The sequence below is a fragment of the Pseudomonas syringae pv. tagetis genome (assembly GCF_022557255.1).
GTDB classification, from domain to species: Bacteria; Pseudomonadota; Gammaproteobacteria; order Pseudomonadales; family Pseudomonadaceae; genus Aquipseudomonas; species Aquipseudomonas caricapapayae.
Genome location: NZ_CP092923.1, coordinates 2,951,431 through 2,978,304, shown reverse-complemented (window position 1 = coordinate 2,978,304; position 26,874 = coordinate 2,951,431). Strand labels below are relative to the sequence as shown.

The window sequence follows — 26,874 nt, the reverse complement described above, 5'->3', positions numbered from 1 at the left end:
GCGTATTGAAAAGGGATCAGCCATCTGGCTTGTGCGAATACGCAGGCTTTGTACAGCTCGCCCCAGGAATTCTGCGGATCGGTCGAACGAAGGCGCGATCGGCGCACGCTCATGGATCACGCGCGAATCTTAGTGCGCACATGTTTCGAAATTAAGAATGTGGACGTTTAGGAGTGTCAAAAAACGATTCTGTTGCAAACCTTGCGAAAAAAAATCACTCGGCAAGCAGAAAAACTGCCAGAAAATCGTCGAAAGGTGCGTCATTAGCCGACTGCTGCTGTAGCAACAGCGATTCAACAGGCTGCTGCCAGATCAACATCATTCCAGCAGAGAAATCCCCCGAAACCGCGCTCGTTCAAGCTGCAAAGTGTTTGGCACAGAGCATGCAATATTCCATTTGTGAATTTCATGCTCTCCGGACTGCTTTTTTTGAAATATGCAAACCAGTCTGGCAGCCCTGTATCCCTGATCTGGATGCCCACTATGCCACAACCCTTTATCTCTTTTCGGTTGCAGACGCCTCGAGCCCTGATTCGCTGGATGACAGCCACCTGCGCATTGGCATTGAGCCTGCAGGGCGCAGCACAGGCCGCTGAAGCTGCACCTGCCGAAGTCCGTCTGGATTACGCCTATTATTCGCCGGTCAGCCTGGCACTCAAGCATTTCGGCTGGCTGGAAAAAGCGCTTCCAGATGCGAAAGTCACTTGGGTACTGAGCCAGGGAAGTAACCGTTCACTGGAATACCTGAACAGCGGCAGCGTCGACTTTGCTTCGTCGGCCAGCTTGTCTGCAGTACTGGCCAGAGCCAACGGCAGCCCGATCAAGTCAGTGTATGTATACAGCCGGGCGGAGTGGACGGCACTGGTCGTGCGTAAGGACTCACCTCTGCAATCGGTTAGCGAGCTGAAAGGCAAGAAAATTGCCGCCACCAAGGGCACTGACCCTTACCTGTTCACATTGCGCGCCCTGCAAAAGGCCGGTCTGAAAAAAGACGATGTCGAGCTGCTGCACCTGCAACATCCCGATGGCCGTACAGCCCTTGAGAAAGGTGACGTAGACGCCTGGGCCGGACTTGATCCGCACATGGCCGCCAGTGAAATCCAGTCCGGCTCGCGCCTGCTTTACCGTAACAAGGACTTCAACAGTTATGGCGTACTGAGCGTCACGGAAGCTTATGCCAAAGAGCATCCGCAGGCGATCAGGACGGTATTGGGCGCATATGAAAAAGCCCGTGACTGGGCCGTGAAAAACCCTGACGAACTGGCCAGGTTGCTGGCTACCGAGTCAGGCTTGCCGCTCGAAGTCGCCAAGCTGCAATTGACCCGCACAGACCTGAGCAACCCACAGTTGAGCGAGAAAGATGTGCAGGCATCCAAGTCTGCGGCGCCGATTCTGGTGTCCGAGGATCTGGTGCGCAAAGGCGTGAATGTGGAGCAGGTCATTGATCAGTTGATCACCCCCGAGTTTTCCAAAACCGTGATCACCGCCACATGATCAGCCGGAACGAGTCCTTGCCTGCTTCGGCGCAGGCAGCCTTGCCTGACAAGCAGCGCACGCTCTGGCAGCGCTGCAAAACGCCACTGAAAGGTCTCGTGGTGCCTGCCGCAATCATTTTATTACTGGAAGTTGTCGTACGCGTCGGCTGGCTGCCGTCCTACCAGATGCCTGCCCCCAGCGAGATCGTCCTGACACTGCGTGATCTGGCAGATGGCGCACTGTGGAAACACCTCAGTGCCAGTCTCTTGCGTGTGCTCAGCGGCTTTGCAATCGGCGCAAGCCTGGCCCTGGGATTTGCCGCATGGGTGGGGCTCAGCCGTGAGGCGGAGGCGTACCTTGAGCCGACGTTCGCCGGACTTCGCTCTATCCCCAGTCTGGCCTGGGTGCCGCTTCTGCTGCTGTGGCTGGGTATTGGCGAAACATCCAAGGTTGTACTGATTGCCATTGGTGCATTTTTTCCTGTCTACCTCAATGGCGTGGCCGCGATTCGAGGTATCGACCGAAAGCTGGTGGAAGTCGGCCAGGTGTACGGCTTCAGCCGCTATCGCCTGACCCGACGCATTCTCCTGCCCGCCGCCCTGCCCGGCCTGTTTACCGGATTGCGCAGCGGCATGAGCCTGTCATGGATGTTTCTGGTGGCTGCCGAGCTAATCGCCGCCACCAAAGGCCTGGGCTACCTGCTCAGTGACGGGCGCGAAACATCACGTCCGGACATCGTGCTGGCGGCCATCATCGTTCTGGCCACGCTGGGCAAGTTGAGCGACGGCTTGTTGGCGGGGCTGGAAAAACGCTTTCTGGCCTGGCGGGACACATTCACCGGTCAAAGCCGTGAGGGTTGATAAATGCCGGACTCATTGATGGACATACGCGTAGACCGCAAAGCGTTTGCTGGCCATACCGTGCTGCATGACATTGATCTGTCACTGCAGTCCGGTGAAATAGTCAGCCTGCTGGGCCCTAGCGGCTGCGGTAAAAGCACGCTGCTCAGAATCGTCGCCGGGCTGGAGCAGGAGTTTCATGGCTCGGTGAAACGTATTCAGGGCGAAGTCGCGTTCGTGTTTCAGGAGCCACGTCTGATGCCCTGGCTGACCGTCGAACAGAATATCGGCTTCAGCGACGATGACGGATACGACCGCAAGTGGGTAGGTCAGTTGATCGAGGAAGTGGGCCTGGCCGGTTTTGCCGACGCCCTGCCGAAGGCGTTGTCCGGGGGCATGGCGCAACGTGTGGCCATCGCTCGCGGCCTGTATTCTCATCCGACGATATTGCTGCTGGATGAACCGTTCAGCGCAGTGGACGCGTTTACCCGCATGAAGCTGCAGGACCTGTTGCTGCAACTGGCCGAACGTCATGCCATCACCCTGCTGCTGGTGACCCATGATGTCGATGAGGCGCTGTACTTGAGCGATCGTGTACTGGTGATGGGCAGCCGTCCTGGCACGATTACCCACGAACTGCCGGTCGGACTGCAAGCGCCAAGGGATCGCCGTGATCCGCTACTGGCCCGGCTGAAGGCTCAGGCACTGACCGAACTGCATCAGGCTCATATCATCTGACGCCCGTGATCAGTCGGGCTCCCTGCTCATTTACCGGCCAGCTTTGAACTCCTTCCAGAGTCCTTGACGCAATGCTTCGATATTGACCGGGACCTGAGACATCACGAACAAACGGCTCAACATGTCGGCGTCCGGGTACACCGTGGTATCTGTCCACAGACCAGGGCTGATCAACGCGTCTGCCTTTTCGTTGCCGTTGGCGTAATGCACGGTATTGGTGATGTTGGCGATCACTTCAGGGCGCAACAGGTAGTTCATGAACGCGTAGGCAGCCTTGGTGTCCGGAGCATCAGCCGGGATGGCTATCATGTCGAACCACATCAGCGCGCCCTCTTTTGGAACGACGTAGCTGACTGTGAAGGCGTTGCCACCTTTTTGTGCCTGCTCCTGCGCCAGTGAAATATCCCCGGAATAGCCCACCGCCACACAGATTTTGCCTGTAGCAAGATCGCCAATGTAGTCGGCAGAGCTGAAATTGCGCACATATGGGCGTACCTCATCGAGCTATGCCTTGGCCTTCTTGTAGTCATCCGGTGCCTCACTGTGCGCAGGCAAGTCGAGGTAATTCAGGGCGATGGGCATGAGTGCCGGTGCACTGTCCAGAAAGGCGACACCGCACTGGGCAAGCTTTTTCATGTTCTCCGGTTTGAGAACCAGATCCCAGGAGTCGAGCGGCGCATCCTTGCCGAGAATCGCCTTGACCCTGGCGACGTCATAGCCGATTCCGGTACTGCCCCACAGGTACGGGAAACCATGCTGATTGCCGGGATCACTGCCCTCCAGCGCCTTGAGCAGGACCGGGTTGAGGTTTTTCCAGTTGGGCAACTGGCGCTTGTCGAGGGTCTTCAGCAAACCATTCTCGATCTGTCGCCCCATGAAATGAATGGACGGAAAAACCAGGTCGTAGCCGGAATGGCCTGCGACCAGTTTTGCATTCAGCGCCTCATTGGTGTCATAGGTGTCGTAAGCTGTCTTGAAACCGGTGGCGGCTTCGAAATTTTTCAGGGTGTCCGGGGCAATGTAGTCCGTCCAGTTGTAGATATTGACCGTCTCTGCCGCATGGCCGGTCGAGGCCAGCAACATGAGTGCAGCAAGGGATTTTCTCAGCATGTGCAGTTCCTCGGGTCAATAGCGACAGCTTGCCCCAGACCGGGCATGAAAACCATCCTCGTCAAAGCAGATTCAGTTCATTGCAGGGGCTTTCGACAGAGCCTTGGCACATGCATGAAACCTGCCCATCAATACCTTCTGATGACGCGAGTCATATAATTGATTTTTTTGTGCTGCGTCATAAAAAATTTTTCCAGATCGGTGCTGGCAAGTGCTACTTTCAGTATTCGTCAGACCGCTCAGCGATCCTGCTGGAAAGCAACCCGATCGATCGATAGTCTTTTGCACGGATCTATCGCCTCGTCATCATGGCTTTACCGGACGAATTCTGGCTGTCTGCCTACCCATTGGAGCAAGGGAAGTGCTCGATTGATTCAGGTGGGCCATTGTCATGAACAAAGTCACATTCCCCAATGCATGCCAACTGATGCGCTGGCACTTTCATCCGGTGGGCTTTGAAGCTTCGATGGATGCGCCAGGCAGCATGATTGCGCGACTTTTCGACCGTGCCAGCGGTGAAACAGTCGTTGCCATTGCCGGTCTTCCCTGCTCCACCGTCATGAATGCCGCAGACGTAGAGCGCATCATCGAGGCAATCGAGGATGAGCTGGAACTGTTCGGCACCCAGGTCCATCAACAGGTCGCCGGTTTTTCCTGAAATGACAGCCTCAGCCTATGCGGACCCTGTTTCTCAAGTCTTCGAAGAAAGGCTTGTCCTGCGCGATCCTGTCTGACGCTTTGGGCATCTGAGCGCTTTCCCCTGCGCCTGTGCTTTCATCGATATACCAATAACAATGCCTCGCCGAACGAGTAATGGCTACATACGCCAGGCGCAAGACTTCATCCTTCTGTGCGGTATCGAATGGCTGAAGATCGTTCGCGTCACCCAGCCCTGCCAAACGGTAAACCTGATTCTTGTAAGACGAGACGGTCAGATGCTGGCAATCACCCAACAGAAATACGGCATCCGCCTGCAAGCCTTTGGAGCTATGGTAAGTCAGCGTCCTGATGCGACGGCCTTGCGCGCCCAGCGCTGTATCAGCATCAATCAATGCCTGCAGACGTTCCGGGAAGCGTGCTTTCTCGCTGCCTTTGCGGTACAGCAGCAAGATTGAGTCACCGTCGTTGTAATGCTCGGCTACACGCTCGGCAAGTTCGTCGTCGTCGCGATCCAGCACTTTGACCGGCAGCAGCTCCTGAGGCGCACCACTGGCACGAGCCTTTTTGCCTGGGATCGCTGGCGCTGCACGGACGACATGCTCAGCCGCGTCGATAATATGCTGATGACTGCGGAAGTTGTCGCTGAGCATGACCTTTGTGGTTGCCGGAGACGAGAACTCTTTGGTGAATTCCATGAAGTACTTCGGCGAGCTGCCGCGCCAGCCATAGATGGATTGCCAGTCATCACCGACGCACAGCAGCGAAGAGTGCTGAGCGGTTCGTCCCACATGCAGGGCCGGGCCACGACGCCTGATTTCGCGCAGACTGACCCGAATCCATGAGACGATCTGCGGCGAAACATCCTGAAACTCGTCGATCATCAGATGCGCCAGAGGCCTGAGCATCTGATCACTGACGTGCTTGAGGTTATCGGGTGACGTTTCACCGAACAACGCAAACATTCGGTTATAAGTCATGATGGGTGGCGATTGGGCCAGCAGGTGAGTTTCGAAGGCTTTCCAGAACAGGCTGAGCGCTTCGAAAAAGAATCGGTCCGGGTCATCGCTGGCAAAGCTCATTCCGGCCACGGCGCTCGGCACATCCAGCCCCAGGTTCTCGATGAAGCTCGCAGCTGTCACAAAACAGTCGAGCAGTGGTGCGGCGCCCAGCTCGCCCTTGACCCGATAGTCGAACCCGGGCCCGGCCACTGCGTCCCCCGCCAGAGACTGTAAAATCTTGCCGGCAGATTGATAGTTATCCATCCATATCAATGGCTTACTGCAGAAAGCTTGAAGCAGTGTGCGCTTTATGACCCCCTCAGCCCATACCGGTAATTTGGCCCCCGGTCGCTTGAGTTGCTGGTCTTCGCTGGCGTCCAGGCCCAGTACGACCCATGCATCCAGCTCAGCGATATAGCCATGAAAAAAGAATGGAAATCCATTTATTTCAACGACTTGTCGCATAGGCTCAATGCCTTTTATAGGCCAGGCACCGGCACGAATCCACAAGTCCTCGATGGTGTCACACCACTCTTCATCCCGTTTCGAGGATAGCTCGGTCACCGTAATGCGCTTCTGCACGTCAGGGTGATCGCGATCCAGTTCCTTGAGCTGCAAAGCATGGCGATAAAGCGGTGCCATAACCTCACGAAAACGCTGATTGTTGACGTAAAGGTCGCGATAGCAGAGGTTGAGTTGCTGACGCTGTGCATCGTTGATCCGCAGGTCGAAAGGATTGCTGTCAGCCTCCTCCAGACTGGATGGCTGACTGCTCAGGTTCTCGAACGCCCGCACTTGCTCGAACCCCGGAAGGCTGCGCACCAGTGGCAGAATACGCGAGTGAAAGGTGCGAACCAGATCCCGTGCCTGCTTCTGCCCCAGCACATGTCCCCACAAAGCCATGACATCAATCAGCTTGCCGATGAAGTCCTTGCGCGACTCGCGAGTGAAGGTCACGACCGTCATCGCGTTCAGTTCGAAGCCCAGGTAATGATGCAACAGCAAAATGCGCAGCACCAACGACGTGGATTTGCCCGCACCGGCCCCGGCAATGACATAGGTGGACGGTGTGTCGCTGAAAATCATCCTCCACTGCGCGGTGCTGGGCTGAGCATGTACGGGAAGCTTTTCGGCGACATCGGCTTTGATGCGCTTTTTCAGTTCTGGCGTGAGCGCCAGGCGCCAGTCGTCGAACAGATGATCGTCAACCTTGGGACCTCGATGCCGGGCTGGCCGGGTATCGTTGATGACCAGCACCTGACGGCTCAGCTCCTGGCCATCCAGATAACCGTCGGCATACCCTTCGCGCATGCCTTCGATGTGCCCGTTCAGGTAGCCGTCGGCGTGCCCCTGAAACCATGACGGAGTGTGTTGCGAGCCAAGACCGGTAAGGCCACGGCCTATCAGGCGCGATAACAGACGCTTGAAAAAAGGCAGTTGCCGGGGCGGCACGAGATCGACATCCAGGTCATGGGGAAGCGTAGAAGGAAGGTCGTCAGGCACGCAGACTCCGGCGGGTGGCTTGCAGGCAAAGGTCGCCTATGGTGGCCGGAATTGCGTACAGGTTCCAGCGAAATGCTTGCCTGTCAGTGTGTTAGCCGATCAACTGCATGTTCTGTGATAAGTGCTATCAGACTGGCATGACCGATTTTGGCACCAGCGCGCCTGGGTGCTGAATTACGATGCTGGCCAGACGGTGCCCTGCTTCGGCAGCCTGTCGCGGGTGTTCACCCATGAGCCGTGCGGCCAGATAGGCTGCGCTGAACGAGTCACCCGCAGCGGTGGTATCGACGACACGCTCTACCTGTTGCGAGGCGATTTCGAACCGTTCGCCGCCAGCCTCAACAAGGCAGCTTTGCGCACCGCGCTTGACGACCACCTCACCCATGCCGCGGTCCCGATAGGCCGCCAGCAAGTGCTCACTGTCTGCGTAGCCATACAGTGCCTGTTCATCGTCTTCGGTGAGCAAGGCCAGATCCACATGCTGCAGGCACGCCTGATAAGCCTCGCGAGCCTGCTCCACGCTGGCCCACAACCGGGGCCGGTAGTTATTGTCAAAAGCCACCCTGACGCCGCGCTGGCGAGCACGGCCAAGCGCCTCCAGCAATCGCGCCCGTCCCTGCTCGCCAAGCACCGCCAGAGTAATGCCGCTGAAATACAACACGTCGTAGCTGGCCAGCGCCGCGAGGATCGGCTCTGCCGCTGCGGTCATGAAACAGTCACGCACGGCGGCTTCGTTGCGCCAATAGAGAAAGCGGCGCTCACCGTTGGCATCGGTCTGGATGCAGTAAAGCCCCGGCAAGCGCCCTGGCAGGCGTTGCACTTTGCCCAGTCCAATGCCCTGGTCCGCCCAGACCCGGCACATCGCATCGCTGAAACTGTCATCACCCAGCGCCGTGACGTAGTCCACCTTGGCCCGTTCACCCAGCAGACGGGCAAGATAGACCGCGGTGTTGAGCGTGTCGCCGCCGAAGCTCTGACGCAAGCTGCCGTCGGCATGCTGCTGCAGTTCAATCATGCATTCGCCGATAAGGGCGACCCGTGGAAGACTCATGTGATGATGACTCCTGCAAATACCTGGACTAGAAATAGGTGCTGAAAGGCTCGATCACGCGCATTTCATTATCCACCAGACAACCTGAACGCCACTTGTCGAACGTCAGACACGGGTGTGAAGTGCCAAAGGAGATGATATCGCCGACCTTCAACTCGCATCCGGATGCAACCGTCATGAACGCGTGCTGGTCCATGACGGCGGTCACCTTGCAGGCACTGACATCATCGCCTGACGCAGGCAGCACACCCGCCTTGTAACGCAACAGAGGGTTGGGTAGTCCGGCATCGTAAGCGACATCGCGCTTGCCCATGGCGATCACCGCAAAACCCGGCTCCGGCATGGACTGTACATGCGCCCAGACCTCCAGCGCAGGACGCAGCGCTTCGCTCAATTCGGCACGTCGATCCAGCACGCAGCATTGTGCGTCCTTGTAGATACCGTGGTCATGCACCACATAACTGCCGGGTCGCAGCACGCTGAGGAATCGCTCGCGAACAGCCTGGGCGTCAAAGGCTTCGGCAATCAGGTCGTACCACGCCGAGCCGGAGGCGGTGACGATCGGGCGGTCCAGAGCGAAGGCGCCTTTGTCCTGCAGCTCGACAGCCAGGCGTACCAGTGAGGCCGCGAACGCCTTGATGCCGTCAATCGCGTGGTCGCCGTGGATAACACCTTCGTATCCCTCGATGCCCGTCAACGCCAGCGCCGGTTGTGCCTGAACAGCGTTAGCCAATGCCAACACCTGTTTTTCGGTACGACAGCCACAACGCCCGCCGGGCACGCCGTATTCGATCATTACATTCAGGCGCAAACCGCGTGCTGCGAAGAACTCGCCCAATGCCGCGACGTTGTCCGGATGATCGACCATGCAGTGAAACTCGAACATCGGATCAGCCAGCAGTTCGGCGATCACGGCCATGTTCGGCGCGCCGACGAGCTGGTTGGCCATCAATACCCGCCGTACGCCATGCGCATAAGCGGCCTGGGTCTGGACCGCTGTGGCGAGGGTCATACCCCATGCGCCTGCGTCCAGTTGCCGCCGAAACAGCGCCGGCACCATGCTGGTCTTGCCGTGTGGTGCCAGCTCCGCACCACTGTCGGTGACAAAGCGCTGCATCCAGCGAATATTGTGATCCAGTGCCTGGCGGTGAATGACCAGTGCGGGCAGGCTGATATCACTGACCAGGCTGTCACCCGGTTGTGCGGTGCCCTTGTCCATGACGGCGATGCTCATCGGTAATCTCCTGCAATTATTCGTTGATTCGGCGGGCCAGGCCATTGGCGCTGTCGATCAGCACCCGCCGATAGTCGTCGTAATGGGTCTTGGCGTCGGCGCGCGGCGCAACAATGCACAACGTCGCGATGCACTGACCGTGCTCGTTTTTCACCGGTGCGGCAAAACAATGAGTGAAGGTATCGGCCACGCTATCGAAGGAAAAGAAGCCCTCTTCGCCCGCCTTGCGGATTTCCCGGAGGAATGTTTCCAGTGGCAGACGCTCACCACCCGGCAGGATGAAGTCGTCTGGATCGATCAGGTCGACGATCTGTTGATCGCTCAGGTGACTGAGCAACAGCCGCCCTGAAGCGGTCCACGGGATGGGCGCGTTTTCACCGATGTCCGAAGAAATCCTGAAATGCCGCTCACCCTCTTTCATCAGCGCGACGGTGTATTTGCGGCCATTGAGCAGGCACATCTGCGCGGTTTCCCGTGTCTGGCTGACAATGTCGCCCAGGCAGGCCTCTGCCTCGCGAGTAAAATCGAAGTGCCGCAAATGCGCCTGCCCGAGAAAATACAATTGACGGCCAAGGTAGACGTGGCCGTCCTTGCCGACTGTTTCCAGAATACGCCGCTCCAGTAATGACGCCACCAGCTCGTAGACCGTCGACTTGGGACTGCCGATCCCGCTGGCAATTTCATTGGGGCGCATGGGCCTGGCCTTTTCCTTGAGAAAGTCCAGAATATCGAACGCCCGGTCCAGCCCACGCGCCCGGCGCTTGATTGTGTCTTCAGTCATGGATCATTCCTGATGAAAGCCTCAAGCCCACTGACCTGAGGCTGAAGCCTGCAGCTGTTATTTGCGCTTGTAGGCTATGCAGTCGATTTCAACCTTGCAATCGACCATCATGCTGGCCTGCACGCAAGCGCGTGCCGGTGCATGCTCGGGGCTGAAGTATTCGCCGAATACCTTGTTGAAACTCCAGAAATCCCGCGGATCCTCCAGCCATACGCCGACACGCACCACGTCCTCAAGCGCGTAACCGGCTTCATTGAGGATTGCGATCAGGTTACGCATGGTCTGGTGCGTCTGCTCGACGATGCCGCCGACGATGATCTCGCCATCCTGCGCGGGCACCTGGCCGGAAACGTGCAGCCAGCCGTCGGCCTCGACTGCTCGGGCGAATGGCCGCGGTTGGCCGCCCCCTGCGGTACTGCCTGCGCCATAACGGGTAATAGTCATGAGTTTTTCCTTGTCTTGAAGCATTGGACGTTGTGAAACGTTAAAAACGGATGTTCTTCAGAAACTCGCTCAAGCGTGCCGATTTTGGCTGCTCGAACAAGGTCTTGGGTGACCCCTGCTCCTCAATGCGACCCTGATTCATGAACACGATCTGGTCCGACACCTCGTAGGCAAAACGCATTTCGTGCGTCACCAGCAGCATGGTCATACCGTCCTCGGCCAAGTCCTTGATGACGCCCAGCACTTCGCCGACCAACTCCGGGTCGAGTGCCGAAGTGACCTCATCGAACAGCATCAGGCTTGGGTTCATGGCGATGGCGCGGGCAATCGCGACCCGCTGCTGCTGACCACCGGACAACTGGCCAGGAAAGTGATTGCGCCGCTCCAGAAGCCCGACGCGGTCCAGCCACTTTTCGGCCAGGGCAATGGCCTGGTCCCTGGGCATCGTCTTGACTTTGAGCAGCCCCAACGTCACGTTCTGCAGGGCGCTGAGGTGCGGAAACAGGTTGAATTGCTGAAACGCCATGCCGGTCATTGCCCGGTGCTGTGCAATCACTCGCTCCGGATGGCGGGTGCGCTTGCCGTCTACCTCGCTGTAACCGATGTCCTGGCCCTCAAGCCGGATATGCCCGCCCTGAAAATCTTCCAGCAGGTTAACGCAGCGCAGCAAGGTGGTCTTGCCCGAGCCGCTGGAACCGATCAGCGTCACGACGTTGCCTTTCTGCATGCGCAAATCGACGCCTTTGAGCACTTCCACTGCGCCGTAGGACTTATACAGGCCTTCGATGCTGAGCAGCGCCGGGCCGGGGGTTGCGGTATGAGTCTGTGTCATGGCAATGCCACCCGTTTTTCGATGTGCCGCCCAAGAAGTTCAATGGCGTAGTTGATGAGAAAGAACAGAAAACCGGCGAAAAGGTAGAATTCCAGTGTCATGAACGTACGGGCGATCACCTGCTGCGTACTCAACAACAGTTCAGCCACACCGATCACTGACAGCAGTGTCGACGCCTTGACGATCTCGGTCGAGGAGTTGACCCATGTAGGCAGGATCTGGCGCATGGCCTGAGGCAACAACACGTAACGCAGTGACTGGTTGAAACGCAGGCCGATGGCCTTTCCAGCCTCCAGTTGGCCGCGGGGAATGGCCTGCAGTGCGCCGCGTACGATTTCCGAAACGTGAGAGCCGCAGAACAGCGTCAAACCGATTGCCCCGGCCTGAAACGCGCTGATCTGCCAGCCCAGCGCCGGCACCATGTAAAAGACGGCCAGCACCAGCACGAATACCGGCGTACCGCGAATCAGATCCACATAGAGCCGGATCGGCAACCGTGCGAAAAATCCGCCGTAGGTCAGCACCAGACCAGCCAACATGCCAATCAGCGTTCCCGCAGCAATCGCCAGCGCCGAGCACTGGATGCTGGTCAGGAAGCCGGACCAGAGCACTTCTCGCGCCGTCCACAATTCCTGAAGCCAGCCAGGGGGTTGATACATTGCAGGCTCCTAGCGGCGAATCGCCAGACGTTGTTCGAGGGTGCGCAAAAGCAGGGCAATCACATAGCAGGCCACCACATACAGTGCGGTTGTCACCAGCCAGGTTTCGATCACCCGATAACTTTCGACGTTGATTTTGCGCGCGTAATAGGTCAGTTCCGGTACCGCAATGGCGGCCGCCAGCGAGGTGTCCTTGAACAGCGAAATGAAGTTATTGGAGAGCGCCGGCAACACATTGCGCAACATGACTGGCACAACGATGTACGCCCTCACCTGCCATTCCCCCAGGCCGATGGCCAGCCCGGCTTCGCGCTGGCCCTTGTGGATACTCAGCAAACCGGCACGGAAGACCTCAGTCAGATAGGCACCCGCGTACAGCGACAGCGTAACAATGAACGACGCCAGCTTGTCCAGGCGAATGCCGAGTCCAGGCAGGGCGAAATAGATCAACAGGATCAACACCAGAATTGGCGTGTTACGCACTACCGTCACGTAAATCGACGCCACGATTCGCAGTGCCTTGTAGCGTGACAGCAGCGCAAATGCATTCGCCAAGCCGATGACACAGCCAATGACGATCGAGATCAGCGCCAGTTCCAGGCCAAGCCCCAATCCCGCCAGCAAGCTGGGGAAGTCACGCCATACGGCATCAAAGTTCAATTGATAATTCATGCGTGCCCATACCTGGCAGGGAAAGCCCGATGGCCTGCCCTGCCCTCGAAGGTCAGAGTGGACTTATTTGTATTCCATTGGAAAACCGATTGCAGGCACAGGCAGGTCGACCCCGAACCACTGCTTGAAAGACGCAGCGTAGGCCGGGAACTCGACACCTGTCATCGCCTCATGCAGGGCAGTATTGACGAAGTTCAGCCAGTCCTGATCGCCACGCTTGACGGCGCAGGCATAGGTTTGCGGGCTCCAGGCAAAGGCAGGCGAACGGTAGCGGCCGGGGTTCTGCACCATCAGGTATTTCACCGAAGACTGATCGGTGGCGGCAGTGTCGGCGCGGCCCGAGTTGATTGCCTGGTACATCAGGTCGACGCTGTCGTACTGATCGACCTTGGCTTTGGGCAGCGCCTGGTGCACCAGTTCTTCGGCGTACACGTTTTGCAGCACAGCAACGGTCACATCGTCACCAGCGGCCTTCAAATCGTCGATTTCCTTGTACTTGCTGTTGGCAGGCAACAGCAGCGCCACGCCTTCGCGGTAGTACGGCAAGGTGAATGCCACCTGCTGTGCACGGCTGGCAGTGACGGTGATGAACTGGCAACTGATATCGACCTTGTCGGTCAGCAGATTGGGAATTCGAGCATCCGAGGACTGCACCACGAACTCGACCTTGGCCGGATCATTGAACAGGCCCTTGGCGATAATCCGGCCGATATCGATATCGAACCCCTGCAACTTGCCGTCCGCGCCTTGAAAATGCCATGGGGCATTGGTACTGCCTGTGCCCACGACCAGATTGCCACGTTTCAACACTGCATCCAGCTTGCTGCCTTCCGCAGCCTGAGCCGTATTGGCCAGCGCGAATGAGGCTGCAAGCAAAAATGCACAAGCTTTCACAAAGGAAGGTCCGCGATGCATGACATAAACTCCGCCGAAATATAGTTGTTCCGCTATAGCGGACTCTAGTATGTAACAACGGAATAGACAGCAGAAAGTGTGCCATACATGGCCTGCGAAAAACATCGACTTGAAATACCGAGACAAATCAAAAGGCTGGAGACAACGACGGTGATGGCTGTGTGACAGTGCGCTCCGAGAGCAGCGCTACCCTTTGTCACAAATGAGTGACAAGGCCCCACTCTTGTGCGAGCGCTGCAATTTGGAACGCAGCACGGATGCAGACGCGATGACCGACATCTGTCCGCGCAGCAGCAAGGACGAGACGCGAACTGTCACGGAATGCGTGCCAACGCGGGAACGTTGGCTCTGCAGTCAGCCGGGTAGATATGTGACGACCAGCCTGACTCAGAGGCAGGTCGCAATCGCTGCCGATCGCAAGGCCGCCTGAGAGTCGCCTTGCGGAGCGTAGAATTCGACAAGGGTGGCAGGACCTTTACCGTGCACGTCTGCGAAATACCTGGATTCAGTGGTAAACACAGTGAAACCGCCACCGGAAAGATCATGCAGGAACACGTCCGAAGAGGTACCGAACATGGCTTCGTTCTGCCAGGTCACCTGAATGCACTGGGCTACAGCGGCATCCTGCTTGGCGCTAGACAGGACCTTGAACGGCCCCGCCGCACGTGCAGAACCTGACGGCGCTGCGCACCCGGCCAGCATTGTTGCCGCAATCACGGTTGCGCTCGTCAAAAACAGAAACTTCATGTCGTGCCTTCGCTGATAAAAAAGCCGATTCTAGCACTGCACGGGTTTGTTACCCCTCGGCCAATTGCTCCTCGTACTCCTTGACGTATTCACCCGCCAGGCTTTGTTTCTGCTTTTCATCGAGCAGTTTGCCCGCCATCTGGAAGAACTTCTGCTCCTCTTCCTTCAAATGATGGTGCACTTTTTCCGACAGTTTTTTAGCCGTCGCCAGCCAGGCCGGGCTCGACATCTCGGTTTCATCGAGCTCTTCCATCATCTCGTCCATTTCATGATGCTCGGAAATGGCATGACGGCTCAGGTCCACACCATTGTCGTGGGCCATCAGAGGGATATAGAAAAAACGTTCTTCGGCGGTCTCGTGCGCCTGGAGCTCGTCCTTGAGCTGCTTGTAGGCTTTCTCTCGCTCGGTGCTGTCGCCGCTGGTCTGAATCAGTGCGTCAGCGTAGCCGCGTTGACGATCATGGCTTTCGCGCAATGCTTCGAAAATATTCAAGGTCTTGTCTCCAGGTCGGCTTCCGGGAGCTGGAAGCATTGTGGACTAGACCCCAGGCGAAGATCAGCAGTTCCGAGAAAAGCTGGCAAATGACTATTGCCCAGTACCGGAAGGTTCAGGCCAGCTCGAACAGCACATCCTGAGCGCCTTCCCAAAGTGTTTTCACGCCCAGTTTGCGCAGGTTTTCCTTGCCTTGGGTGATGGTCAGAAAATGATTGCCTGCCAACTGCCCCATCTTGCTGGCGAAACAGCATGAGCCATACGCCAGAATGATCTCCGTTTCGCTATAACCGCCTGGGTAGAAAAGGATGTCGCCAACCGATGGATGACTGGTCGCGTTCTCGAAACCGATCAACGTGTCACCCAGCTTCAACTGGTAATCGTCGAGCGGTACCCAGCAACCCTCGCCGCTCCAGCGTACATGGATGAATTTCTGTCGGTACGGCAGCAACTTGAAAAACGCTTCCACCGTTTGCGGCGCATCCGGATTGGCTTCAGCCAGAAACTCGTATCCGCCCGCGGTAATTTTAATGGTGGCCACTGCAACGACTCCTCACAGGCAACAATAATCAGAATGGTGCGCAAGGATAAACGCGCGCCTCGTCGGGCGTCACGGAGTTCCGTTTCTTCCATATAAAAGATAGCCGGGACGCTGGCTCAGGCGCTCATAGTAGGCATTGACCGCAGGCAGATCAGGGTGATCAAACGGCGTCTCGAACCAGCGATTGACCGAAAGCCCTATGGGAACATCGGCCAGCGTGAATTGCTCGCCGCTGACATAGGCACCTGTCGTTTCGAGCTGTCGATCGAGTATCCGCATATGCCTGGCCCACTGGGCGCACGATGTGGCCACTGCCACAGGGTCCTGATGTTCTGTCGAGCGCCTGACCAGCGACATGAAGGCATAAGCCCATGATCTGTTCAGGTCTGAGCCTTGCCAGTCGATCCACTGATCGGTCCGCGCCCTGGCGCGTGAATCGACCGGGTAAAGGTCGCTGCCATCATAGCGGGTAGCCAGATAGCGGATAATGCTGTTCGACTCCCAAAGCACGAAGTCGTCATCAACGATGACCGGCACCATGGCGTTCGGATTAAGCGCCATAAACTCCACAGTGTCGGTGGGTTTGAAGCCAGCCCCCCAATCTTCCTGAGTGAACGGTAACTGCAGTTCTTCACACGTCCACAGTACCTTTCGTACATTGATCGAGGATGTCTTGCCAAGTATGCGCAGCATTGAATGTCCTTGTCGCAGGGCAACATCTGTCGTTAGTCAATCGCCATCAACTGTTTGGAAAACAGCCGATTCTCATGTGTTTCACTCTGAAACACATAGTGTGGCGAGCCTTTTACTTCATAACCTCGACGAGGGTAAAAAGCCAGCGCCCGGGGGTTGCCAATCCAGACCGTGGCCCAGAGCAACGAAGCCCGGTCAGCAATCGCCAATTGCTCAGCAGCGTCGAGTAATCGTCGCCCTGCTCCACATCCAGTAAAGCGTTCCTGCACATAGAGGCGTTGCAACTCGGCAGCTGTCGATACGCCCAGCATCGGGTGAGCGGCGCGTAGTTTTATCTGGGCAAAACCAATCAGATGCCCCTGAGATTCGGCCACGATGATGGGTGTTGCCGGTTCGGCAAGTAAACGGGCAAACGCCTGAGGGGAAAAAGCGTCGAGGGCCTCGCGTGCGATGGGCTCCCGAATGCCCTGGGTTGCGTAGGTGTCGAGAAATACTTGAATGCCCAGCGCACTCAGGCAGACAGCGTCCGCAGGCACCGCGTCACGCAGGGTAATCGTCAATGAAGAAGGATTGATTATCAAACAGGCAGGTCCCGGGTCAGGTAGACAGACACGCGGATCATACCTGACCCACTGACAGGCCCGGCAACGAGGCCGGGCCGTCAGTTCAGTCTCAGCGTCCCGTCATCAGCGATTGCAGTCGACCCTGAGCTTGCTGGGCGTTTTTGCCCTGCTCGTTCAACTCTTGCAACAGCTTGTTGAGTTCGGTCTGTACGACCGGGTCTTTGACCGTTATCGCCGAGCCGGATATATCGATCTGCGACTTGTGGGCGTCTACATAATCGGCGACCTTCAGGCCACTCGAAAACGTGCCTTTTATCTGCGGCAAGACGTCACGAAACGTGTTGGCCGGTACGCTGACAGTCCTGTCATAGGCCTTGTCGTAAACGGCTTTCAAGTCATCGGGTTGCTTGAGTTTCGCATGTGCAGCATCTGCCTTGCCCTGCTCGATGGTCAACTTCTCACCCACCTCATCAAGACCTGTCTGCACGGCGGCCAGGTCAGCGCGGCGCTGAATGACATCGCTTACCGAACGAAAAGAGCCTTTCTGCATCAAGCCGGCAAGCGGCTGTACAGCAGCGTCCATGCCCGCGCCAAAGTCGGAGATGACGGCATAGTGCGAGGTGTAGTCGCCAAACGCTTTCTTTTCTTCATCCGTCAGCTTGGGAACATGCACGCCCGGCTTGTCGATGATGCGGCTTTGCAGGAATTGAGTGAACGCAGTGCGTTGCTCAGGCTCCTTGTCTCCGCAGCCAGCCAATAACAGGGGTAAAGCAACAGCCAGCAGCAAGACTGGACGAAAAAGGGACTTCATGTCAGGAACCTCCAGGGTGATGAAAATGTGCGATCAGAGGCACTGCCTGCCAAACGCGAGCGTGCTTATAGTCTCGTCATGACATCATGTAGTTCCGCACCACGTGAATGACGGGGTACGCCCTCACCGGTACGCCTGACGGAAAACCTTTCTGGTGATCGCTATTTGCCCCGTAAATCCGGGCACTTCGAGAAACCAGCACCGCCAGATCAAACGCGTCAGTGCTTCTCGGATCGGCCCGTTCAGAAGAGTTCATTAACATTTCTTCATGAGGTGAAACGTTTCAGCGACTAGTCTTCACCGGACCAACAAAGTGAACAACAGGAGTCAATCACTATGTTTGCACACGAGGGCCTGGGTCTGATCCTTGTCTCCATCGTCTTTCTGCTCGGAGCGGTTGCGATGTTCATTCACCCTTTCCATGCGCTGGGGAACTGGTTCAAGAGGAAAAGACAGGAACGAAAACCCGATTGACCATCGACCATTCACCAGAAAAGTAGGCCCGGTGGCGACCGGGCCTTGCAACAAATTCTTATCTACCTATCTCGATCTTTTCTCGATAGTGCTGAATGCTGATTGCCCGATATCAGGAGCATTCATCACGACCTTATAGTGGCAAATCAGTATTAAACAGTGCCACACATCGTGCGTTCCATCCGAAAACCCGCGGGTAAAAGAGTAAATTCTCAGATTTGAGCCACTTACCTGTAGCATGATGTTTCCAGTGTGATACGCTTTCGAGACTCTTTGATATTGAACTAATGGCCACCAGCCAATAGTATTGCGCGCAAAATGTCCTAACTAATTTGCCACTAGTGCTTATAGGGTAGTCATGACTAGTCACTCTATCAACGCCACCCGCTATCATCGAAACTCCGTCGACGCACACACATGGAAGTCGACGCGAGTACTTGATTTCAGCCAATGCAAGGGCATCAGAAAGGGCCCGGTTTTCCTGATAGGCTCAGGAAAATCTGCCAGGGACTTCCCGATCCGGGAGTTCTCGAACATCCCCATGATCACGATGAACGGTGCGTTCTCGATGTTCGCAGGGACAGACATCAAGCCGTTGTTCTACGTGTGCTCAGACAGGGACTTTCCCAACCAGCAGCCTGAGCTGTTCGCCGCCGCAATGCGCGGCAGCGAAAATGTAGGCCTCTGGGAAGACCAGTTGAGTTCCTGCGTTCCCCAGCCTTCGGGACGCGCTTATGCGCTGAAGAAATCGCCGAGGTTATCGACCGTTGCGGCGCTGTGTTCTCGAGAAGATGCACTGGTCAGGAAGCTGTCGTTATGGAGTAACAGAAGCAGAGACATCGGCTTCAGCAAGAACCTGGAGCTGGGCTTCTTCGACGCCCGCACTGTCATGTATCTGGCCTTGCAGTTGGCTTATCACCTGGGTTTCGAGAGTGTCTTTCTGGTGGGGTTTGATATGAATCAGTCTGCAGGCCGATTCTATGAATCGTCGACAGATGCCTGCTCGCCCTGTGGTCTGGACCAGCACTACGAATCAAGAATTCTTCCCTCGTTAGAGCTCATGTCGAAACACGTAGTCTGCAGTAAATTTCAGGTTTTCAACTTGTCCGACCGCTCAAGAGTTCCACATGAACTCATCCCCAAATTAAGCATTGATGAAGCTCGACACAGAATCAGTGCCGCCAGGAATAACGTCATTCAACGGTAAAAATCCGTCATGTCAGGTGCCCTGAATATGCGTTTTCTCCTCTTTAGCGCACCTTGAAACAGCACCTGCCTCTGCTGCTCACTTACTCTTTTTGAAGGTGCCTGCACCCGGATGACCCGGCAAACTCGGGAATCCTGCACCGTTCACCATGTCACTGCCGCCCGACCTATGCGACAATGCGCGCCAATGTCTGGCATGAACCCCCACATTCATATCCCGGCAACGCAGCCATGGCAGGCTGCCGTTGCTGTAGACGTATGCCCGTTGGATCAGCTCATGCTCAGGCGGAGCAGGCTGAACAGCTCCGGTCGGGTCCCGAACACGGCACCCGCTGACACCAGCGCTCCCCTGTTATTGCCCAAGTTATTGATAGGTAAAGTAATTGATCTCCACAGCTAACATCACGATGCAGTTCGGCCCTAAACCCTTGTTCGAGAACGTCTCGGTCAAGTTTGGTGCCGGTAACCGTTATGGCCTGATTGGCGCAAACGGCTGCGGCAAGTCCACCTTCATGAAAATCCTCGGTGGCGACCTTGAGCCTTCGGGTGGACAGGTGATGCTGGAGCCGAACGTGCGACTGGGCAAGCTGCGCCAGGATCAGTTCGCCTACGAAGAGTTCACGGTGCTCGATACCGTGATCATGGGTCACGAGGAGCTGTGGAAGGTCAAGGCCGAGCGCGACCGTATCTACTCGCTGCCGGAGATGAGCGAAGACGACGGCATGGCCGTGGCCGAGCTGGAAACCGAATTCGCGGAAATGGACGGCTACACTGCCGAATCCCGCGCCGGTGAGCTTCTGCTGGGCCTGGGTATCGGCATCGAACAGCACAACGGCCCGATGAGCGAAGTTTCGCCTGGCTGGAAGCTGCGTGTCTTGCTGGCACAGGCACTGTTCTCCGATCCGGAAGTGCTGCTGCTCGACGAGCCGACCAACCACCTGGACATCAACACCATTCGCTGGCTGGAAAACATTCTTACCCAGCGCAACAGCCTGATGATCATCATCTCCCACGACCGTCACTTCCTGAACAGTGTGTGCACGCACATGGCTGACCTGGATTACGGCGAGCTGCGCCTGTTCCCGGGCAACTATGACGAGTACATGACCGTGGCGACCCAGTCCCGCGAGCAGTTGCTGTCCGACAACGCAAAGAAGAAGGCGCAGATCTCCGAACTGCAGTCGTTCGTCAGCCGCTTCTCGGCCAACGCCTCGAAAGCCAAGCAGGCTACATCGCGAGCCAAGGCGATCGACAAGATCCAGCTGGCCGAGGTCAAGCCATCCAGCCGAGTCAGCCCGTTCATTCGTTTCGAACAGACCAAGAAGCTGCACCGCCAGTCGGTTATTGTCGACCGTATGGCCAAAGGCTTCGACGGCAAGACCCTGTTCAAGGACTTCAGCTTCCAGGTCGAAGCCGGCGAACGTGTTGCCATCATCGGTCCGAACGGCATCGGCAAGACCACTCTGCTGCGCACCCTGGTCAACGAATTGCAGCCGGATGCGGGCACGGTCAAATGGACCGAGTCAGCGGAAATCGGTTACTACGCTCAGGACCATGCGCACGATTTCGAAGATGAATCCACCCTCTTCGACTGGATGGGCCAGTGGACGCAAGGCGGCGAGCAAATGGTGCGCGGCACCCTGGGCCGCATGCTGTTCTCCAACGACGAGATTCTCAAGTCGGTGAAGGTGATTTCCGGTGGTGAACAGGGCCGGATGCTGTTCGGCAAGCTGATCCTGCAGAAGCCCAACGTGCTAGTGATGGACGAACCGACCAATCACCTGGACATGGAATCCATCGAAGCGTTGAACCTGGCGCTGGAGAACTATCCGGGCACGCTGATTTTCGTCAGCCATGACCGTGAGTTCGTGTCCTCACTGGCAACCCGCATCATCGAACTCAGCCCAAGCGGCGTGATCGACTTCAGCGGTACGTACGATGACTATCTGCGCAGCCAGGGCGTATCGTTCTAAGCCTGTCTGGCCCAGCAAAAAGCCCTGTCTCGCGACAGGGCTTTTTTGTTTTCAAACCGGCTACCGGCCCGGCTGGCTGAGCATTTCAATCCACAGTGCGCCTTTGCCCGACGGCGCCTCGCTGACCCGTTGCAGGGCGCCGTTTGCGCCGATGGCGTAACTGCCGACCTTGTCGCTTTTCTCACCGCTGACCAACAGCCAGCGACCGTCAGGTGACACCGCGATATTACGCGGTTGCTTTTCCTGAACCGGGTAGTTTTCGGCGAATGTTACCTTGCCGCTGGCCGGATCGACCTTGAAGACAGATACGCTGCTGGTGGTGCGCTCGCTGATGAACAGCCATTTGCCGTTGGGCGTGATGCGTATGTCTGCAGCCCAGATACGTGGCGTAGGGTCGTCCTTGAGATCATTGTTGCGTGCATCACGCGCCTGCCCCGGTGCCAGTTTCAAATGCTTCGGTATACCGTCTGCCTGGCTTGTCTGCTGCAGCGCACCGGTCTTCTTGTTGATCGCAAAGGCAGTAACAGTACCGCTCATTTCGCCGACCACATACAGAAATCTGCCATCAGTCGAGAATGCAAGATGACGCGGACCGGTATTGTCCGGAACGGCAACGTAGCCCTCACCAATGGGGACAAGCTTGCCGTCCTTGGGCTCCAGTCGGTATTGCAGTACCCGATCAACCCCCAGATTACCCGCGTATACAAAGTGGTTACTCGGGTCGGTGCGTACTGAATGCGCATGCATGCCGGTCTTGTAGGTCTGGATGCTGTCGCTTGGACGATGCTGCGCATCGATAGGCTGGACGCTGAGCAGGTCGGCACCGTAGGAAGCACCGAACAGGAAGCGTCCGCTGCGATCGGTAGACAGGTAAGCCAGACTCTCGGCCAGTGGTGCCTGGCTCAACGGCTTGAGATAACCTGTTGCAGGCTCGATGCTGAAACTCAGCACCTGATAAGGCTTGGAGCGCAACGCTGCGAATAAAGCTCTGCCGTCCGGTGAGATGGCCATCGGATTGACCTGCTCCCCGGCCCTTGTCTGTTCGACCAGACTGAGCGCGCCGCTCTGCTCGTCCAGGCGGTATTGGGAAATGAGTCCATCCACGGGACTGGAAATGTAGGCGAAGGTGGCTGCCTGGACGGACATGCCAAGCGAACAACCGACTGCAGCAGCCAGTAACCAGGTATTTTTCATGACGAACCTTTTTATTATTGTGTTGTGATCAGTCATCCTATGACCAACTTCGCGTAACAGCAACTGCCTGATAAAACCCACCACGTAAAACCGTTAGCCTGCTTTCTTTTATCCACCGCGCACGCCATGATGAGGCACTCCCACCGCCTGCCAGCGAAGAGCCCAATGCCTGCCGCACACTCCGGTTCCATGACGATCACCTTGCAGATCGTTTCCATCGTCTTCTACACGTTCATCGCGTTCCTGTGCATTGGCCTGCCCATTGCCGTATTGCCCGGTTATGTTCATGACCAGTTGGGTTTCAGCCCATTGATTGCGGGCCTCACGATCGCCTCGCAATACCTTGCGACGTTGCTCAGCCGACCGTTTGCCGGCCGGGCGACCGATACGCTGGGCAGCAAGCGCTCTATCGTGTTCGGACTCTGGGGCATCGTCATCAGCGGCAGCATGACGCTGCTGGCAACACTGCTTCAGGAAGTTGCCACGCTGAGCCTGTCGATTCTGATCGTCGCGCGGCTGTTTCTAGGGGTCTCTCAAGGACTGATCGGGGTCGGCACCATCAGTTGGTGCATCGGCAAGCTGGGCCCGGAACACACTGCCCGCTCGATTTCGTGGAATGGTATAGCTTCCTACGGTGCGATAGCGATTGGTGCGCCACTCGGCGTAGTTGTCATTGATGCCGTGGGCTTCAACAGCCTGGGAGTCGCCTTGACCGCCATGGCAGGACTGGCGCTGTGGCTGATCCGCAACAAACCATCGGTGCCGATCATTGTCGGTGAGCGCCTGCCCTACTGGTCGGTGTTCGGTCGAATCGCGCCTTACGGTCTGGGACTGACGCTATCCTCTATCGGCTACGGTACGCTTACCACGTTCATCACCCTGTTTTATCTGAACCGTGGCTGGGAAGGCGCGGCCTATTGCCTGAGCGTGTTTGGCGTGTGCTTTATCCTTGCTCGCCTGCTGTTCATCGGTGCTATCAATCGGCTCGGCGGCTACCACGCGGCCATGCTCTGCATGGCGGTGGAAATCTGTGGGTTGTTGATGCTCTGGCTTTCGCCAAGCAGCGGCATCGCTCTGGCAGGTGCCGGGCTGACCGGCGTCGGCCTGTCACTGGTCTACCCCGCCCTGGGCGTAGAAGCGATCAAAAGCGTGCCGACTCCCAGCCGCGGTGCGGGACTGAGTGCCTACGCCGTGTTCTTCGATCTGGCTCTGGCGATCGCAGGTCCGGTGATGGGCGCTATCGCTTCAGGTCAGGGCTATGACTGGATCTTCTTTTACGCCGCGTTGCTATCAGTCTGCGCATTGGCCCTGACAATCTGGTTATCACGCCGCGCCGTTCATCAACCAGATTCAGCATGAGCACTGCCTTTATTGCATAAGCTTTTATCTTGTAGTTCCAATAGTTAGCAGAAAATACTGAAAGCCTTCCATTGGTCGGTCAACTTCTTGACGCATCAATCAATGACCTCTTGACTTGATCCTGCAGGCCTTGAAACAGGTGTGCAATCCGACCGTCGCCAGCGTTGGTGCGACGTCACCGAGCGTGGCAGTCTGGCGCCTTGATCCGTTTCGATTGCCTCCCTGCTGCCCATCTGGCCGGGAGAGCTTTCATGAAAATTCGCTGTATTCATTTTTACCGTCCCCATAGTGTCCTGCCGGTCGTGATGCTGGCCATCATCCCGTCCTGTGCCGACGGAGCCTGTGTACTGTCTTCCTCGGCATCATCCGGTGTTCAAGTCTGTGACAGCGGTATCAGCGGGTCTTTTATCGGCCTGAGCGGCGATCACATGCTTGTATTCCCGGCAGGCGGAACAGGTATTGTTTCCGGCGACATCACTTACGGTACGGGAATGGACAACGTCGACCTGCAGTCGGGCCGTGTTTTAGGCAACATCTCGCAAGGTGCCGGAGTCGACCAATTCACGTTGTCGGCGGGCGAGATCAGCGGCGACCTGAGCCAGGGCGACGACCCGGACGACTTTGTCATGACCGGTGGCACGCTGGGCTCGTTGGCTCAAGGCGATGGGCAGGACACCTTTCTGATGACAGGAGGCACCATCACCCGCGCTTTCGAGGACGGGGATCAAGCAGTGATGACCGGTGGCAGCATCGGCCGCGTAGATATGAAGCTGGACAATAATGTGTTCGACATGTCAGGCGGCACTGTCATCAACAACCTGGTGACCGGCTTTGGCAGGGATACGATCAGACTGTCGGGCGGCATTGTGGGCGGCAACGTCAGTGTCAGTGGCGGCGACGACCAGATCAGCCTCAGCGCCGGCGAAATTCGCGGCGAAGTCCGTGCCAGCGCAGGCAATGACACCTTCAACTGGCTTACCGGAGGCTATGTACGCAATAGCGTGTTGATGGCCGAAGGTAATGACACGGCTCGCCTGTATAACCTGAGCGAATACTACCTGAGCGCCAACCCACTGCTTGACGGTGGCCCAGGCAACGACGTATTGACCTTTGACAACACCGTATCTTCGCGGCCGGGTCGTTATGCCAACTGGGAGACAGTCAACGTGAGCAACGGCTCGCAGCTAGGTCTGACCGGTACGCTTGTGCTCGGCGACAGTGTGACTGACACCGGCGTTCTGAACATAGACTCCAGCAGCAGGCTGATCTCGACCTCGGGCAGCGTTGTCCCCTTCAGCGCTGGATTCCTTGCCTCAATGCAGAATGCCGGAACGCTGGACTTGAGCGATGCAGGAACATCAACCGCTGGCACATTGACCGTAACCGGCGATTACACCGGCCAGAACGGGCGGCTGCTGTTGCTCTCGGCGCTGGGCGATGATGCATCCGCCAGCGACCGACTGGTGGTGGCACAGGGTCGTATCAGTGGTTCTACACGTATGATCGTCAGCAACTCGGGTGGGCTGGGTGCCCTGACCCGTGGCAATGGCATCGAAGTGGTGCAAGCCATCAACGGTGCAGCCAGCGACAACACAGCCTTCTCGTTGCAAAATCCGCTGTCTGCAGGCGCTTATCAGTATTACCTGTTCAAGGGCGGCGCTACTGCCGGCTCTGAGAACAGTTGGTTTCTGCGCTCTGCGGTGATCGCTCCGCCAACCCCAGCGCCGCTCCCTGTCGAGCCCGCCCCAGAACCTGCACAGCCAACGCCGCTGCCCGCACCTGAACCAGTTCCCGAGCCGACACCGACACCGCAACCTGTGCCTCCCCCGCCTCCAAACCCTGAACCAGGCAGCCCGCCCCCTGTCACGCCAGCAGCCACACTGCCAGTCCCGGCGATAGGAACCCCGCCACTGCCCGAACCCGTTCGCGGAGCCGCGACCATCGCGCTGTACCGCCCCGAGGTCGCCAATTACTCCGTTGTGGCACCTGCCGCTGCGGTCCTGGCCCTGAGCTCACTGGGCACGTTTCATGAGCGTCAGGGAGATCAGGCCTTGCTGACGCAAAACGGCACGACGTCGGCCGGTTGGGCACGCGTGTCCGGCAGCGACTTCAGGCAACGCTGGTCGGGAGACGTGAGCCCTGGCCTGGACGCTTCATTCAAGGGTTATCAGATAGGCCATGACCTGTATGCCTGGCAACGGGACAGCGGGCGGACTCAGCGCCTTGGCCTGTTCGTCGCGCACAACCGTCTGGAGGGCAAGGTGCAGGGTTTTGCAGAAGGTTTCAGCGACTACCAGACAGGGCGCCTGAAACTTCAGGGCGAGAGCCTGGGCGCATATTGGACGCTGACCACACCGAGCGGCGGATACGTCGACGCAGTAGCAATGGGTACACGCCTGGATGGCCGCAGCCGCTCGGTCAGGGGGATAGGTGTCGACACTGAAGGCCACGTCATGAGCCTGTCTGTCGAGGCAGGTTACCCGCTGGCGCTCTCGCAGCGCTGGGTTGCAGAGCCTCAGGTACAGATCATCTACCAGCGCGTAGATCTGCAGGATCAGCATGACGGCATTGCCCATCTCGGGTTCGACAGTCAGGCTTACCGCACAGGGCGCATCGGCATGCGCTTCAAGGGCCGCTATCATTTGAGCAGCGTACCGATAGAGCCCTATCTGCGGGGCAACCTCTGGCACACCGTTGACGGTCACGACACGCTGACCTTCAATCATGCAGAGCAGACAAGGACCGAGCATCGATCAACGACGGGCAGTGTTGGCGCAGGGATGGTAGCCACATTGAGCAGCAACGCCAGTCTGCACTGGATCGCTGATTACCTCGTTGATCTGGACGACCACGGAGCGCAGGGGGTGAACACCAGCCTGGGGTTCAGGCTGGCGTGGTAACGCGACCG

The 26,874-nt window shown here is 57.4% G+C and carries 25 protein-coding genes and 1 pseudogene; 9 read left to right on the top strand and 17 right to left on the bottom strand.

All coding sequences use genetic code 11. The features are described 5' to 3' along the window. Positions 1 to 173 precede the first annotated feature (173 nt). The 4 genes from MME58_RS13295 to MME58_RS13280 are packed head-to-tail and all read left to right on the top strand — an operon-like array spanning position 174 to position 3,053. Entirely contained in the window at positions 174 to 596 is a 423-nt protein-coding gene (locus MME58_RS13295) for a hypothetical protein (RefSeq protein ID WP_162491461.1), read from the top strand. Continuing rightward, entirely contained in the window at positions 484 to 1,494 is a 1,011-nt protein-coding gene (locus tag MME58_RS13290) for an aliphatic sulfonate ABC transporter substrate-binding protein (protein WP_055006304.1), read from the top strand. The genes MME58_RS13295 and MME58_RS13290 overlap by 113 nt, the downstream gene beginning before the upstream one ends. Then, a complete protein-coding gene (locus tag MME58_RS13285; RefSeq protein ID WP_055006305.1) occupies positions 1,491 to 2,336 on the top strand; it encodes an ABC transporter permease in 846 nt (281 codons plus the stop codon). Before MME58_RS13290 ends, MME58_RS13285 begins: the two co-directional genes overlap by 4 nt. A 3-nt stretch (positions 2,337 to 2,339) precedes the next feature. Then, positions 2,340 to 3,053: an ABC transporter ATP-binding protein gene (locus tag MME58_RS13280; RefSeq protein WP_054984139.1), complete on the top strand. Its 714-nt coding sequence runs from the start codon at positions 2,340 to 2,342 to the stop codon at positions 3,051 to 3,053. A 30-nt stretch (positions 3,054 to 3,083) separates the two neighbouring features. Here the strand turns inward: MME58_RS13280 and MME58_RS13275 are convergent. Beyond that, positions 3,084 to 4,163 (bottom strand): annotated as a pseudogene (locus tag MME58_RS13275) (polyamine ABC transporter substrate-binding protein). 391 nt (positions 4,164 to 4,554) lie between these two features. On the opposite strand from MME58_RS13275, the gene MME58_RS13270 reads away from it, so the two are divergent. Beyond that, positions 4,555 to 4,821, top strand: coding sequence for a DUF1652 domain-containing protein (locus MME58_RS13270; RefSeq protein ID WP_055006306.1), 267 nt, complete (start codon positions 4,555 to 4,557; stop codon positions 4,819 to 4,821). A gap of 10 nt (positions 4,822 to 4,831) precedes the next feature. Here MME58_RS13270 and MME58_RS13265 read toward each other — a convergent pair whose 3' ends face one another. The 15 genes from MME58_RS13265 to MME58_RS13195 all read right to left on the bottom strand — a co-directional run bounded on the left by MME58_RS13265 (position 4,832) and on the right by MME58_RS13195 (position 17,760). Continuing rightward, on the bottom strand, positions 4,832 to 7,324 hold the full coding sequence (locus MME58_RS13265) for a UvrD-helicase domain-containing protein (RefSeq protein WP_055006307.1): 2,493 nt from the start codon (positions 7,322 to 7,324) through the stop codon (positions 4,832 to 4,834). Between the two features lie 127 nt (positions 7,325 to 7,451). Then, positions 7,452 to 8,375 carry a 2-dehydro-3-deoxygluconokinase gene (kdgK, locus tag MME58_RS13260; protein WP_055006308.1) on the bottom strand — a complete coding sequence of 308 codons (924 nt, stop codon included), beginning with the start codon at positions 8,373 to 8,375 and terminating at the stop codon, positions 7,452 to 7,454. Between the two features lie 28 nt (positions 8,376 to 8,403). Further along, on the bottom strand, positions 8,404 to 9,609 hold the full coding sequence (locus tag MME58_RS13255; RefSeq protein ID WP_055006309.1) for an amino acid deaminase: 1,206 nt from the start codon (positions 9,607 to 9,609) through the stop codon (positions 8,404 to 8,406). Between the two features lie 16 nt (positions 9,610 to 9,625). After that, positions 9,626 to 10,390, bottom strand: a complete 765-nt coding sequence (locus MME58_RS13250) for an IclR family transcriptional regulator (protein ID WP_054984133.1) — start codon at positions 10,388 to 10,390, stop codon at positions 9,626 to 9,628. 57 nt (positions 10,391 to 10,447) lie between these two features. Next, the gene (locus tag MME58_RS13245; RefSeq protein WP_054984132.1) at positions 10,448 to 10,834 is read right to left on the bottom strand and encodes a RidA family protein; all 387 of its coding nucleotides are present in this window, start codon (positions 10,832 to 10,834) and stop codon (positions 10,448 to 10,450) included. 40 nt (positions 10,835 to 10,874) lie between these two features. Continuing rightward, complete coding sequence (locus MME58_RS13240; RefSeq protein WP_055006310.1) at positions 10,875 to 11,666, bottom strand: amino acid ABC transporter ATP-binding protein; 792 nt, start codon at positions 11,664 to 11,666, stop codon at positions 10,875 to 10,877. Continuing rightward, positions 11,663 to 12,325 carry an amino acid ABC transporter permease gene (locus tag MME58_RS13235; RefSeq protein WP_055006311.1) on the bottom strand — a complete coding sequence of 221 codons (663 nt, stop codon included), beginning with the start codon at positions 12,323 to 12,325 and terminating at the stop codon, positions 11,663 to 11,665. The genes MME58_RS13240 and MME58_RS13235 overlap by 4 nt, the downstream gene beginning before the upstream one ends. Before the next feature lie 9 nt (positions 12,326 to 12,334). After that, on the bottom strand, positions 12,335 to 12,997 hold the full coding sequence (locus MME58_RS13230) for an amino acid ABC transporter permease (protein ID WP_054984129.1): 663 nt from the start codon (positions 12,995 to 12,997) through the stop codon (positions 12,335 to 12,337). Between the two features lie 63 nt (positions 12,998 to 13,060). Continuing rightward, positions 13,061 to 13,912, bottom strand: coding sequence for a transporter substrate-binding domain-containing protein (locus tag MME58_RS13225; protein ID WP_054984128.1), 852 nt, complete (start codon positions 13,910 to 13,912; stop codon positions 13,061 to 13,063). Positions 13,913 to 14,299: 387 nt separating this feature from the next. Continuing rightward, entirely contained in the window at positions 14,300 to 14,659 is a 360-nt protein-coding gene (locus MME58_RS13220; protein ID WP_054984127.1) for a hypothetical protein, read from the bottom strand. A 49-nt stretch (positions 14,660 to 14,708) separates the two neighbouring features. Beyond that, on the bottom strand, positions 14,709 to 15,152 hold the full coding sequence (locus tag MME58_RS13215; RefSeq protein ID WP_044344658.1) for a hemerythrin domain-containing protein: 444 nt from the start codon (positions 15,150 to 15,152) through the stop codon (positions 14,709 to 14,711). Between the two features lie 115 nt (positions 15,153 to 15,267). After that, entirely contained in the window at positions 15,268 to 15,693 is a 426-nt protein-coding gene (locus tag MME58_RS13210; protein WP_055006312.1) for a DUF3830 family protein, read from the bottom strand. A 69-nt stretch (positions 15,694 to 15,762) separates the two neighbouring features. Continuing rightward, positions 15,763 to 16,386 (bottom strand): glutathione S-transferase family protein, encoded by a 624-nt coding sequence (locus tag MME58_RS13205; protein WP_055006313.1) that lies wholly within the window; start codon positions 16,384 to 16,386, stop codon positions 15,763 to 15,765. Positions 16,387 to 16,418: 32 nt separating this feature from the next. Further along, positions 16,419 to 16,964, bottom strand: a complete 546-nt coding sequence (locus MME58_RS13200) for a GNAT family N-acetyltransferase (protein WP_055006343.1) — start codon at positions 16,962 to 16,964, stop codon at positions 16,419 to 16,421. 94 nt (positions 16,965 to 17,058) lie between these two features. Continuing rightward, complete coding sequence (locus MME58_RS13195; RefSeq protein ID WP_054984124.1) at positions 17,059 to 17,760, bottom strand: DUF3053 domain-containing protein; 702 nt, start codon at positions 17,758 to 17,760, stop codon at positions 17,059 to 17,061. Between the two features lie 832 nt (positions 17,761 to 18,592). Here MME58_RS13195 and MME58_RS13190 point away from each other — a divergent pair. Beyond that, positions 18,593 to 19,441, top strand: a complete 849-nt coding sequence (locus MME58_RS13190; protein ID WP_054984123.1) for a hypothetical protein — start codon at positions 18,593 to 18,595, stop codon at positions 19,439 to 19,441. 382 nt (positions 19,442 to 19,823) lie between these two features. Further along, entirely contained in the window at positions 19,824 to 21,413 is a 1,590-nt protein-coding gene (locus MME58_RS13185) for an ABC-F family ATPase (protein ID WP_082427500.1), read from the top strand. 60 nt (positions 21,414 to 21,473) lie between these two features. On the opposite strand, the gene MME58_RS13180 is transcribed toward MME58_RS13185, so the two are convergent. After that, a complete protein-coding gene (locus tag MME58_RS13180) occupies positions 21,474 to 22,607 on the bottom strand; it encodes a lactonase family protein (RefSeq protein ID WP_055006315.1) in 1,134 nt (377 codons plus the stop codon). A gap of 165 nt (positions 22,608 to 22,772) precedes the next feature. Here MME58_RS13180 and MME58_RS13175 point away from each other — a divergent pair, with 165 nt between their 5' ends. Both MME58_RS13175 and MME58_RS13170 read left to right on the top strand, forming a co-directional pair. Further along, positions 22,773 to 23,966, top strand: a complete 1,194-nt coding sequence (locus tag MME58_RS13175; protein WP_055006316.1) for an MFS transporter — start codon at positions 22,773 to 22,775, stop codon at positions 23,964 to 23,966. Positions 23,967 to 24,217: 251 nt separating this feature from the next. Further along, positions 24,218 to 26,866 carry an autotransporter family protein gene (locus tag MME58_RS13170; RefSeq protein ID WP_055006317.1) on the top strand — a complete coding sequence of 883 codons (2,649 nt, stop codon included), beginning with the start codon at positions 24,218 to 24,220 and terminating at the stop codon, positions 26,864 to 26,866. Positions 26,867 to 26,874: the final 8 nt, after the last annotated feature.